The sequence below is a fragment of the Niallia sp. WK069_GA_01 genome (assembly GCF_983173855.1).
Genome location: NZ_OZ470138.1, coordinates 880,500 through 893,241, shown reverse-complemented (window position 1 = coordinate 893,241; position 12,742 = coordinate 880,500). Strand labels below are relative to the sequence as shown.

Annotated in this window: 10 protein-coding genes and 1 riboswitch; of the genes, 2 read left to right on the top strand and 8 right to left on the bottom strand. The window is 36.2% G+C overall.

From position 1 onward, the window contains the following. Positions 1-105: 105 nt before the first annotated feature. Positions 106-1,281: a hypothetical protein gene (locus AC5LWL_RS04365; RefSeq protein ID WP_493433178.1), complete on the bottom strand. Its 1,176-nt coding sequence runs from the start codon at positions 1,279-1,281 to the stop codon at positions 106-108. A gap of 605 nt (positions 1,282-1,886) precedes the next feature. Between AC5LWL_RS04365 and AC5LWL_RS04360 the strand changes: the two genes are divergently transcribed. Then, positions 1,887-2,279, top strand: a complete 393-nt coding sequence (locus AC5LWL_RS04360) for a YkvA family protein (RefSeq protein WP_493433177.1) — start codon at positions 1,887-1,889, stop codon at positions 2,277-2,279. Between the two features lie 98 nt (positions 2,280-2,377). Here AC5LWL_RS04360 and AC5LWL_RS04355 read toward each other — a convergent pair whose 3' ends face one another. From AC5LWL_RS04355 to AC5LWL_RS04325, 7 genes are all read right to left on the bottom strand, one after another. Then, positions 2,378-2,902, bottom strand: a complete 525-nt coding sequence (locus tag AC5LWL_RS04355) for a KdsC family phosphatase (protein ID WP_493433176.1) — start codon at positions 2,900-2,902, stop codon at positions 2,378-2,380. Between the two features lie 8 nt (positions 2,903-2,910). Continuing rightward, on the bottom strand, positions 2,911-3,894 hold the full coding sequence (locus tag AC5LWL_RS04350) for a KpsF/GutQ family sugar-phosphate isomerase (RefSeq protein ID WP_493433175.1): 984 nt from the start codon (positions 3,892-3,894) through the stop codon (positions 2,911-2,913). Between the two features lie 17 nt (positions 3,895-3,911). Continuing rightward, complete coding sequence (gene kdsA / locus AC5LWL_RS04345; protein WP_493436540.1) at positions 3,912-4,736, bottom strand: 3-deoxy-8-phosphooctulonate synthase; 825 nt, start codon at positions 4,734-4,736, stop codon at positions 3,912-3,914. Positions 4,737-5,189: 453 nt separating this feature from the next. Continuing rightward, complete coding sequence (locus AC5LWL_RS04340) at positions 5,190-6,665, bottom strand: NCS1 family nucleobase:cation symporter-1 (RefSeq protein WP_493433174.1); 1,476 nt, start codon at positions 6,663-6,665, stop codon at positions 5,190-5,192. 1,104 nt (positions 6,666-7,769) lie between these two features. Beyond that, positions 7,770-8,687, bottom strand: coding sequence for an IS110 family RNA-guided transposase (locus AC5LWL_RS04335; protein ID WP_493433173.1), 918 nt, complete (start codon positions 8,685-8,687; stop codon positions 7,770-7,772). Between the two features lie 448 nt (positions 8,688-9,135). Further along, on the bottom strand, positions 9,136-10,440 hold the full coding sequence (locus AC5LWL_RS04330) for a nucleobase:cation symporter-2 family protein (protein ID WP_493433172.1): 1,305 nt from the start codon (positions 10,438-10,440) through the stop codon (positions 9,136-9,138). 1 nt (position 10,441) lies between these two features. After that, positions 10,442-11,050, bottom strand: coding sequence for a xanthine phosphoribosyltransferase (locus AC5LWL_RS04325; protein ID WP_493433171.1), 609 nt, complete (start codon positions 11,048-11,050; stop codon positions 10,442-10,444). Positions 11,051-11,222: 172 nt separating this feature from the next. Continuing rightward, a riboswitch (purine riboswitch) is annotated at positions 11,223-11,324 on the bottom strand. 421 nt (positions 11,325-11,745) lie between these two features. Between AC5LWL_RS04325 and AC5LWL_RS04320 the strand changes: the two genes are divergently transcribed. Further along, positions 11,746-12,741, top strand: a complete 996-nt coding sequence (locus AC5LWL_RS04320) for a permease (RefSeq protein WP_493433170.1) — start codon at positions 11,746-11,748, stop codon at positions 12,739-12,741. The last annotated feature ends 1 nt before the right edge of the window (position 12,742 follow it).

Below are 12,742 nucleotides of genomic sequence, written 5' to 3'. Positions count from 1 at the left end.
AAACATAACTAACCAGTATAGGGTAGTAACGATTTACGTGCTACATTAGAGAATGTTCGTCTTTACCTATTATCTATTTAGTTATGTCTCAGCCGCTCCATTAGATTATCTTTTATCAAAATGCTTGGATACTAACTTTAATGGAATAACCTTATTCTTGTTATCGGGAAAATAGTCTTTCCTATCTAGAAGCCCTTCTTCTAACTCTTCCTCCCAAACAGCTTCTGAGATGAAATCATAACGCTCCTCTAAAAACTCTCCTTCATTTGCCGTAACGGTACTATGCATTGCTTTCAATTCCTGTAGGAGAATATTTTCTAATTCCGTCACTTTAGATGAAATACTACTTTTGGAAACGCCAAATTCTAATGCCAATTCTTTTTGCGTAATAATCTCTGCTGTGGATAGATGATGATTAATTAAATAAACAAGCGCCGCTACATAAATCATCGGTTTTTTTATAGAAGGGTTTTTCTGCTGACAATATAAAAACCACAGATGAACCCCCATATCGGTAACAGCTGCATCTCCATCAAACTCCATCATAAAATCAATAAACAGCAATGCAACCTCTTTTTGCTTCGTATTATTCCAATCCAACCCTTCAACAGATACATCGGATGGTCCAAAGAAAAAAAGAGCAAGCACTTCTGGATAATTCTTACTAATAAATGTATGCTTATCTTGCTCCTGACTATTTTCATATAAAGTTAAGACAGCGTTAGCTAAACTATCGCTTATATTTGCTGGCATTTCAACATATGTGGTAAAAAATAATGCTGTTTCACCAGCAGGAAGAATAGTACCTAATAAGATACCCCCTGGTTGAACGGTTGCCTCTTCATCAAAGAGTTTTATTTTATAGGTTTCCTTCGTAAGAATATCCTTTACCGTAACATATTGATCTTGATAATCTTGAATAATGGATACAGATGATTGCGCTTCTTTCCAATCTTGAAGCAAAGATTTAATACGTTTTCCTTTATAAGAACCACTATATCGGTCAATATATTCCGCTATAATCGTATTTCCTTCAATTTCTACACAAGTAACAAGCCACGTAGTTGTAAAAAAGTGAAGCATATCCTTAAGTTCCGGTGTTAAGGCTAAATTTCTATAACATTTTTCTAAATACTCTTCGATTTCCAGCTCATAATGGTCGATTGCATATTCAAAAATATCTATCTGAATAGTGTTTAATTCGTTTTCAATCTTATGATTCAATTCAAGAATATTTTTATTTCTAAAGCTGTAAATGTCATCATACCCTTTACCTACCATCCCTTTCCCCCCACTTCTATGCTTATTCTTTTACTTTCCGTTAAAGTGATTAAAGCTAACGCTAACCCCTTCAGCTACTATTCATTTCCATTTTCATTTTCATTTCCATTTACATTTACATTCATTATATCATGTATTTATCTTCCAATGACGTTCTTTCTCAATTAGATAGAATTCATCTCATCTAAATCCTAAAGATTTTAAACAAATGTCAAGTTAAACAATCATGCCTGTTTGAAAAGAAAAAGCCATGACATTGCTATAAAAAAACAATCTAAAAAGCAACCGCACCTATTTTCATGGTAGCCACCTATGCAAAAAAATTTACACCATGGCATATGAGAAGAAGCAGCTTTCTATTTCATTTTATGGCCAAAGTTTGAAGCAGAGTGCAGATGAAATACACGAGGGAGTGTGAGAAAGACGAGAACCCGCAGCGCAGCTAGGAGGCTCGTAGATGAGAAGTGTATTCCACCTGCGGACTAATTGAGCGTGTACATTACCCTTTTTCAGAGTATCCTTCTATTTTCCAACCCTTTACTTTATCATCTTTCCATCTCATTTGTTAAAATAGAGATAACTAGTATAGAAAGGAGTTTTCAACAATGGAAAAGCCTCCAAAAGAAATAGAAAACGCAGAAAAATATTATGCAGAAGATAAATTATGGGATAAATTAAAAAAATTCGGCAAAAAAGCTGGATCCTCTGTTGTTTACGCTGTACTGCTTCTATTTTACACTTTAAAAAAGCCAGAAGTACCCGCCAAAACAAAAGCAACAATAATAGGAGCTCTAGGATATTTTATCCTTCCGCTTGATTTAATTCCCGATTTCGCCGTAGGAATTGGCTACACAGATGATTTAGGCGCCTTAGGAATTGCCTTAATACAAGTAGCTATGTATATAGATGACGATATAAAAACAAAGGCAAAAGAAAAATTAAACGATTGGTTTGGCCCAAATGCTGATACTACTGTTATTGATAGCAAGATAGAGTAACCCCTCTCTATTAAGTTACTTTCTTACCTTAAAAAAAAGAAAAGCTAGGAGACATTTGCTCCTAGCTTTCCCTATGATTCTATTCATTACATCGTACATCATTGTGTAACTTCTGATTTTCTTTTTAAAAACAGCTCCAAGATCTGTTCATCATCAAACTGCTGTTTTAGAAGGAAATCGATCATCTCCCGAACCGCTCCATATCCGCCGCTCGTTTTTGTTACCAGCTTTACCTGTTTTTTCACATAATCAATGGCGTTATTTGGTGCGCAGGGAAATCCAACTTCTGTTAAAACAGGAATATCATTGAGGTCGTCCCCCATGTAACATACTTCCTCAATATCTATTCCTATTTGATCGATTAGTTCTTGCAATACAGTTAATTTATCTACAATCCCTTCATATATAAAATCAATCTTTAGTTCTTCTGCTCTTTTTATGACAGCCATTGATTTTCTACCCGTTATTATAGCCGTTTTTATTCCAGCTTGATGCGCTAAGCTGATTCCCATGCCATCTTGCGTATGAAAAGCTTTATATTCCACACCATCTGAACCGATAAAAAGCCGGCCATCTGTTAAAACTCCATCAACATCTAACACAATAAGTTTTATTTTTGACATATATACCTCTATAATCCTAAATTCATTAAATCATGCAAATGAAGCATACCCACAGGAGCATTATGTTCATTTACAATTGGCAGAACGGTTATTTTTTTATTCTCCATTAACTGCAATGCTTCCACTGCTAATGTTCCTTCTTCTACTACAATAGGAATATCCGGGGCGAGGCTTTCAACTTTTTCATTTAACGCATCTACAGAAAGAGCAAAAGCCCGACGGATGTCACCATCTGATAAAACCCCTACTAATCGATTTTCATCATCCACAATGGATGCTGCTCCTAGTCCTTGATCTGTCATAACAAACAAGGCATCTTTCCCCTTATCTCCTTGACGTACTATTGGATTTTTTCGCGTATCCGAAATAACATCATCTACTCTCAACAATAGTTTTCTGCCTAAAGATCCACTTGGGTGAAATAACGCAAAATCTTCTGGTCGAAACTTTCTTGCTTCGAGAAGAGCAATCGCTAAAGCATCTCCTAGCGCTAAGGTTACTGTAGTACTTGTTGTTGGTGCTAATCCTAAAGGACATGCCTCTTCAAATTCACCGAGAAACAGGACAATATCAGCTTTCATCGCTAATGTTGAAAATGTATTTTTTGAAATGGCTATTAATTTTGCACCGATTGTTTGAATGGACGGAAGCAAGCTTAACACTTCTTCACTTTCACCACTATTAGAAATGGCAAGAACAACATCATCAGCCGTAATCATTCCAAGATCACCATGCAATCCTTCAGAAGGATGTAAAAAGCAAGAAGGCGTTCCTGTACTTGATAGAGTGGACTTAATTTTTCTTGCAATTATTCCCGATTTTCCAATTCCAGTGACCACTACTTTTCCCTTGCACGACAAGATCAATTCAATAGCTTCCTCTATAGACGAATCAAGAACATGGCGTAAATCCAGAATTGCTTGCGCCTCTTTTTCTAAAACCGTGGCAAATGTATCTGTATAATTGAGTCTAGGCAAATTAATATTTTGCATTCAAATCACTCCTATTGTTACAGATTTTTAATTAACCGGTCAATCTCTTGGATTGGTTTTAAAACTTCCTCCAACTCGTCTAGCTTTACCATATTTGGTCCATCAGACATTGCTTCATCCGGATTCGGGTGCACTTCCATAAAGATTGAGGAGATTCCAACTGCTGCTGCAGCTCTAGATAAATATGGAACAAATTCGCGTTTTCCACCTGTTGTTGTGCCGTTTCCTCCAGGAATTTGTACACTATGTGTAGCATCAAATACAATCGGTGCTCCTAATTCATTCATTGAAATGAGGGATCGCATATCGACAACTAAATTATTATAGCCGAATGTGGAGCCACGTTCTGTTAATAATATTTGTTCATTTCCTGATTCTCGTAATTTTGTTACCACATTTTTCATATCCCACGGTGCTAAAAACTGTCCCTTTTTAACATTCACAATTTTCCCCGTTTCTGCTGCTGCGACTAATAAATCGGTTTGCCTGCATAAGAATGCTGGTATTTGTAGAATGTCCAATACTTCAGCTGCCTTTGCAGCCTGATTTGGTTCATGAATATCAGCAGTGACCGGCACCTCAAATGTCTTTTTGACTTTTGCTAATATTTCTAAACCAGCTTCTAAACCCGGTCCTCTAAATGAATGGATAGAAGAGCGATTTGCCTTATCATAAGATGCCTTAAAAACAAAAGGAATACCTAACTTTCCAGTAATCTCTTTTAATTGTCCAGCAGTTTCCATAATTAATGCTTCATCCTCAATAACACAAGGTCCAGCAATTAATACAAAAGGATGTTTTCCACCAAAAGTAATGGTATCGTTTAAAGTAATAGTATTTATAATATGTCATACCTCCTTCATGTTCTAAAAAAATGATAGTTAAATAAGGTTATTTTTGTGAAAAGGGAGAAACTCACTTCACAAAAACATCGTTTTAGTGGGTAATAGAAGGGACCATTCCGGTGGGAAAATTCGGATTATTCTGTTATCAGTACCGTGTAGTTTACATAATACATGATATTTAAAACGAAGGAAAGCAATATGCTATATAATCTTACATAGTTTTTAATTACAGCTTTCATTTTACGTTAGATTTTTTTCATTAACAAAAGACAAATAAAGATTGTGTCTCCACAAATATAATAGTAAAAACTATTCTAATATAGGTAACTGTTGAAGTCCTCCGTACAAGAAAAAAGTTGATGTAAAAAGAGGAATATCCCCGTTTACATCAACCTTCTAATGAAAAATTGCTTATTTATTTGTTTTATACTGCTTCTTCCCTAAAATAGCTTAATTCGTGGAAGAGGAGATATTCTCAAGTTCCATGCTTGTTTCCTTTTTCGCTGACTGCATGAGCACGATGTAAGAAATGGCTCCAAAGCCAATTCCTAAAAACCATGAATACGTGTAAAGATCTTTAAGTGCAGGAATCATTAATCCGATAAAGGATGCCACTAATCCAATTATTAATGCAATAAATGCTTTAGGATTATAGCCTTTCTTATAGGCATATTCACCATTTTTGTCATAAAAACTCGCCAAATCATACTTCTTCCGTTTCACAATGTGGTAATCTGCAATCATAATTCCTGCAACTGGTCCTAGTGCACCACCAATTGCTCCAAGAATACTGAAGATTGTCCCTGCATTATTAAACCAAAGCCATGGCATAAAAAACACCGCTAATACAATTGATATTAATCCAGCCTTCACAAAAGTTAATTTCTTAGGAAACAAATTAACTAAATCATATGCTGAGGATACAACATTTGCAGCAACATTTACTGAGAGTGTCGCAATTAGCAAGGAAAATGCCCCTAAAATAAGCACAATTGGATTTCCAAATGCCTGCAACAGCTCAACTGGATTCCAGATTGGTCTTCCAAAAGCAAGAATCGTACCAGATGTTGTAATAATACTCATAATCGAAAAAATAATAGCTGTTCCAGGCAAACCTATTCCTTGCCCAATCATTTGATCTTTTTGGCTTCTTGCAAATCGCGTAAAGTCCGGAATGTTTAAGATGAGTGTAGCCCACGTTCCAACAAGACCTGTAACAGAAATCCAAAACACTTTCCAAAATGCCGCACCAGATAAGGTAGATGGTTCATTAAATAAAGGCCCCAATCCTTTCGCCACAACAATTGCCCAAATAACAAGGCCCATGCCAAGAACAATAACAAGGGGACCTGCCCAAAGTTCAAAGAATTTTACTCGTTCCATACCATGTGAAATAATAACTGCATGCAAGATCCAGAATAAAGCTACCGCTATAGCATCATTTAAACCCATGCCAATAAACTGAATATCTGCTAGACTGTTCCACCCTGGTATTAATACTCCTAGTACAGCGCCGACTGCTTTGCTCCCAGCATATGCTTGGACAGCAAACCAAAAAACTGCAACAAAGGCACGGATGATGATAGGAAATTGTGCCCCTTTATACCCAAAAGACGCACGGATTAAAACAGGAAATGGCACTCCGAGTTTTGCTCCGGAAGAACTATTGAGCCACATGGCAACAATAAGAATAATGTTGGCAAAAATAACTGTACCTAATGCCTGCCAAACATTCATGCCTAATCCAAGCAAACTTCCTGCCGTCTCATATGCAACGATGTTATGAACCATTCCCATCCAAACAGTTGTGTAATTTAGCCATGTCCAATTTCGCTTGGCCTTTGGAACAGGTGCGAGATCCTCATTGTATAAAGATGGATCTTTTACTTTCAACACAGTTGTTTCTTCCGTTACATTAGTATTCATCCAAATCCTCCTTATTAATTACAATTTTTGATCACTATGCTTACTAGTCTCTTCTCGTTTCATATTTCTTAATTTTCTGACTATTATAGTTTAGCATGCTCCCATTATTTGGACAATCATCTATATTGTAAAAAAATAGTGAAAGAAAATGGACAAAAGGTAAAATCTTGATTGAACTGGTATAGAAGATAACTTGTTGGCTAGACTTTGAGTTTCACTTAATTTAGGGGAAACTAACAATAAATAATCAAATGATATTTGAATAAAGAAAAGAATTCGTTATGGGCGAATTTTTATTAACATGGATGTCTAACCCTGAAAAAAGGTTCCGCAGTCAGAATACTCTTCGCTTTCCTGTGGGCGAGCGTCGAGCCTCCTGATATGAACGAAACTGTCAAGTCTCCCACTCTCCACTACTAGATAGGTTATTTTTGGGTAACTTTAAGAAGAGAAGCGATTTTAGGCTTCTTGACTGTTCGTGTATCGATGAGCCTTAGTGGCTACAAGTTTCCTTTTTTAGCTTACCAACCGAACTTCCTATCTTAGAATGGCTGTCAAGTGCTTTCCTTGACTGCCATTCTAAGATAGGAGATACTTTTTTAAGCTAAAGAAGAAATCGTGATATACTTATACTTCCTCCTTTCTGATTGATTAGAATAGATAGTAAGGACACGGCACGAAGGCAAAAATTTCATCCTGCGGTTAGCATTCTGATATTCGTGGGTTTTCACATTTTATCTTTCCGTATAAAGGTCTTTCCACTAACTCGGGACGTGCGTTAATCAACGAATGATATAGCACAGAGGAGGCACGTGGGTTATCCTTTCCGGTATTTCTCTTTGCCTTCGAGCCCTATTCTCATGTATCTATTTTTCTTTCTCTTCCTCTACTTTCTTTCGTTTGGTAACATTAATGTTTTGGAATTTCTTCTACTTCTTGCGTAATAGCCCAGATAAAGCCAGCTAATTCTCTAGCAACGGCAACAATTGCTTTATTACTTTCTTTTCCTCTAGATACTAATCGATAATATTTTTTATGCAGACGATTTTGCGCTTTCCAGGATATTGCTTGAATAGACGGTGATAAAGGTTCTAGTCGTTTTTTTTAATTTCCTTTTACGGCCGGCTGACGAAGATAACTCCAAGCCGACTCGATTAACAATCGGCGAACGTGACGATTTCCTGATTTGGTAATAGCTCCTTGTCGACGTCTTTCTCCACTTGAGAATTCACTTGGAATCAATCCTACATAAGCCATCATTTGCTTAGGATTTGGGAAACGTTTAAACGATCCAATTTCCGCCGCAAGACTTGTCGCTGTAACCAGTGCAACGCCTCTTAGTCCTTGTAAAGTTTGAATAATAGGGGCATGAACTCCTTCCAATGCCTGTATTTGCATTTCCTCTTCGAATCTTTTTACCCGCTGTTCCAACTCCTTTAATTGATGATAATATTCTTGAAAAACTAATTGTAAATTGGAATTGGAAAACTTTAACGTATCTAGCCAATCTCGATATTTTCTTGTCCATTTATTCACTCCAACAGGTGGATAAATATTATTCCGTAATAAAAACTTACTTAAACGATGCTTGGTTCTCAGCTCGTCTTCTTTCGCATCTTCTCGTGCTCGCACTAGATCTCGAAGTGCTTCATCTTCTGGAGTCGGAACATAAACAGAAGTTAATTCTCCTGCACGATATAACTGGGCAAGACGAATAGAGTCTCTACGGTCTGTTTTAATACGTTCTCCCGGTCTTTGTGGTATTAAAGATGGAGCAATCACTTCACAATGAATACCTAAAGCAGTTAGTAATCGATATAATGGATATCCCGTTGGACCCGCTTCATAACAAACTCTTAAAGTACTTGGCTCTCCTAGTTTTTTCATTAACTTTTTAATCGCTTCAGGTGTATGAACAATCATTCCATAATATCTTGGTTCTTCTCTACCTTCTTCTGCAATAGCAACGGCAATTTTTTCTTTTGATACGTCTAAACCTACAAATTTTGTGGTATCCTTCATAATAGAACTAGCTCCTTCCGTAATGTAGCACTGATTTGGTTTTTTTGTTTTTAGTTCATAAACATTATTGCCAAATTAACCTACGAAATTACGAGTATGGGGCTAGTTTCGTTCATTATAACTCGCTGCGCTGCGGGGTCTCGTCTTTCTCGCATTCCCACGGGAGTCTTCGTGTATTCTGACTGCTCTCTGCTTCAAACTTAGATCGTAAACAAAATTGAATGCTTCTTCTTTTCGTATGCCATGGTGCATGGTGCAAATTTTGTTTGCATGGGTATCTATCCTTGAAAGAGGCTTTCTTACACTCTCAATGAATCCGCAATCGGTATTCACGTTGCTTTCTGCAGGTTGCTGGGGGACTTATTTTACCTATAGATTGTATCCTTTCACTTCACATGAAAACAGCTCCTTATTCTAAGAATGAACAAGGAGCTGTTTCAATAGAGAGTTATCCTGCTTTTCGTTGTTCTACTTTTACTGATTTAACACGGAAGTTTGGCAGCATGTTAAATAGGATATTTAACACAATTGCTGTTACGCTTCCTGCTACGATTCCGCTTTGTGTTAAGATGCGGATGCCTTGTGGGAGTCCTTTAAAAATATCAGGAACAACAGTTACTCCTAAGCCTAACCCAATGGCACATGCAATAATCAACAGATTGCCTTGTTGATTAAAGTCAACTTGTCCAAGCATTTTGACACCGTAAGCAACCACCATGCCAAACATGGCAATAGACGCGCCGCCTAATACAGCTGTTGGAATTAATGTTGTAATCGCTGCTATTTTTGGTAAAAATCCTAGTACGACTAAAATTGAACCTGCTGCAAAAATCGCTTGCTTCGTTTTTACACCTGTTAATTGAACCAATCCAACATTTTGAGAATATGCCGTATACGGGAAGGAGTTTAAAATTCCTCCTAATATAATCGCAAGTCCCTCTGCTCGATAGCCTTTTGATAAATCTTTTTCCGAAATTTCTCTTTTCGTTATATCTCCCAAAGCAAGATAAACACCAGTTGACTCAATTAAACTAACAATCGCTACTAAGATCATCGTGATAATAGAAGAGATTTCAAATGTAGGCGTTCCAAAGTAAAAAGGTTTTAAACCATGAAACCAAGAAGCTTCTCCCACTTGAGAAAAATCAACCATTCCCATTAACGCAGCCACGATTGTACCTGCAACCAAACCAACTAAAATAGAAATCGTTTTTAAAAACCCTGTAGCAAATTTATTAAGTAAAAGAATAAATGCTAAAACGCCAAAAGATAATAATAAATTGCTGTTGCTTCCAAAATGGTCGCTTCCTTGTCCTCCAGCCATATCATTAATGGCTACAGGAATTAACGTCAAACCTATAATAGTCACCACTGAACCAGTAACAACCGGTGGAAAAAATTTCACCAATTTACTGAAGAAAGAAGAAATTAGTACAACAAAAATACCTGAAACAATAATTGCTCCATAAATAGCTGATACCCCATGCTGGCTGCCAATTGCAATCATCGGTCCTACTGCTGTAAATGTACAACCAAGCATAACTGGCAAACCGATGCCAAAAAATTTATTTTTCCAAACCTGCAATAATGTTGCAACACCGCATGTTAATAAATCAATGGAAACTAAGTAGGTCAACTGTTCAAAGCTAAGCTTTAATGCTCCGCCTACAATTAAAGGAACAAGAACAGCACCTGCATACATCGCTAATACATGCTGTAAACCAATGGACCATGTTTTCAACGAGTTATTCATTTCAGTATCCTCCAGAATAAATGTTTTCTCTCTGACGTTCTTTCGCAAATTGTACTTTCCCATCTTGTAAGGAAGCAATTCGCGCTAAAGATTCCAAACGATATCCTTTAGCAATAATGTCATCTGCACCAGGCTGGAATGACTTTTCTATTAAAATGCCAATCCCACATACTTTTGCTTTTGCTTGCTCTACAAGATCAGAAAGCCCAATCGCTGCCTGTCCATTTGCCAAAAAATCATCAATTATAAGAACATGATCACCTTCTGTAATAAATTGCTTAGAAATAGTTATTTGATTCGATTCTTGTTTTGTAAAGCTATAAACCGTTGATGTATATAAATCATCTGTTAAAGTTAATGACTTTCTTTTTCTTGCAAAGATTACAGGTACATTTAACTCAAGTCCAGCCATAATTGCAGGAGCAATTCCAGACGATTCAATCGTTAATATTTTTGTAATATGATTCTGTTTAAATCTTTCTGCAAATTCCACACCAATTGCTTTCATCAAATTTGGATCCATTTGATGATTGATAAAAGAATCGACCTTCAAAACATTTTCACTTAACACAATGCCTTCTTTTTCAATTTTTTGTTTCAATAAATCCATTGTAATTTCACCCGCTCCTTTTATAAAATGGCCATTTTCTTAATTAATTGTTTGCTACTTGTTTTAAAAACAATATTTTTCAGAAGAAATCCTACAATAAAAAAGAACAGCCTCTTACTACAAAAGTAAGCTGCTGTTCTTTTTAAGCTAGAAACTATTTAAAATAGTTCATGCCGTATACACGCTTACTCGTAGTCAGATAATTTACGGTCATCCGGTAGAAACTCGCAGGCCATATTCCTGCTATTATACGAGAAAAATATTTTTTTAGACATAATGGATTATAACGGAAGAAGAGCGGATTGAAAATAGATTTTTTTTTGGAAGAAGAAAGTTGCCCTAAATGAGAGACACAATTATGACATAAACTGAAGGATGTAGTTGAGAATAATCCAGCTCATAGCATATTTTTAGTAGTGCGTGCTCAAAAAAGAGGATAAAAAGGACCGAGAAGTTCGAGGCGGTTTCACCTTTAGCATCACCCTTTCACAGGATGTGATGACTACAGGACGTGAGCGTTTTTAGTGGAAGAACCTCTAGTTAATACGTGAGAAGCGGAGAAGCAAACCAACGAAGAAATTCGATGTGTCATTTTTACCGGACTTTTTGAACAACCTCTAGTTAGGAATAAAGTCTAAAAATCTATCATATGATTTACTAGAATTCATTTTATGAAATAAGGAGGCAATTTTAAGATGTCCATTTTATCAAGAGGCATGAAACTTTCCATTGTTCATTTACTCATGCTGTTGTTTCTTTATTTGTTCTTTTTCTCAGATCATATAAAAAAAATAAACCTGTCTGCTGCCATCCCTACTTCTTTCTTTAATATTAATACTATTTTTCTCAGTATTTTAATAGAGAGTATCCCCTTCATTTTAATAGGTGTAATAGCATCCACTTTTATTCAAGTGTTTGTTTCTGAGAACATGATTCATAAAATATTGCCTAGACATGTATTTCTTGCCATGCTCCCAGCTACTTTACTTGGAATTATTTTTCCCATTTGTGAATGTGCAATTATTCCTGTTGTCAGAAGGTTAATAAAAAAAGGACTGCCACAGCATGTTGGAATTGTATTTATGCTTTCTGTACCTGTATTAAATCCTGTCGTGTTTTTATCGACGTATTATGCCTTCCCACAGAATAAATTAATAGTATACGAAAGAATGGGCTTATCTTTTCTTATTGCCTTATTGATAGGGTTCATCACATATTTGGCTTTCCGAAATAAATCTATTTTAAAAAACAGTACCCTGCAAGATCATCTTGATCAAGAGGCAGTTACTAGTAAATTACGTCAATTCTTTAAACATATAAGTGATGAATTTTTTGAGACTGGCAAATACCTTATAATCGGTGCTTTCTTGGCAAGCCTTTTCCATACTTTTATCAATCGGCATTTTCTCGAGGCAATCGGATCAAACCATACGATAGCTCCAGTTGTACTGATGGGATTTTCTTATGTATTGTCTATTTGCTCGGAAGCAGATGCGTTTGTAGCGGCTTCTTTTAATCACTCATTTAGTCTTGGATCCATCCTTGCATTCCTTGTGTTTGGTCCAATACTTGATTTAAAAAATACCATTATGCTTTTTGCTTATTTTCGCTTTAAGTTTGTCCTTCTTTTTATTGTCCTAGCATGTTGTTTTGTTTATTTATTTTCACGGATAGCTGAAATTATCGTATAAA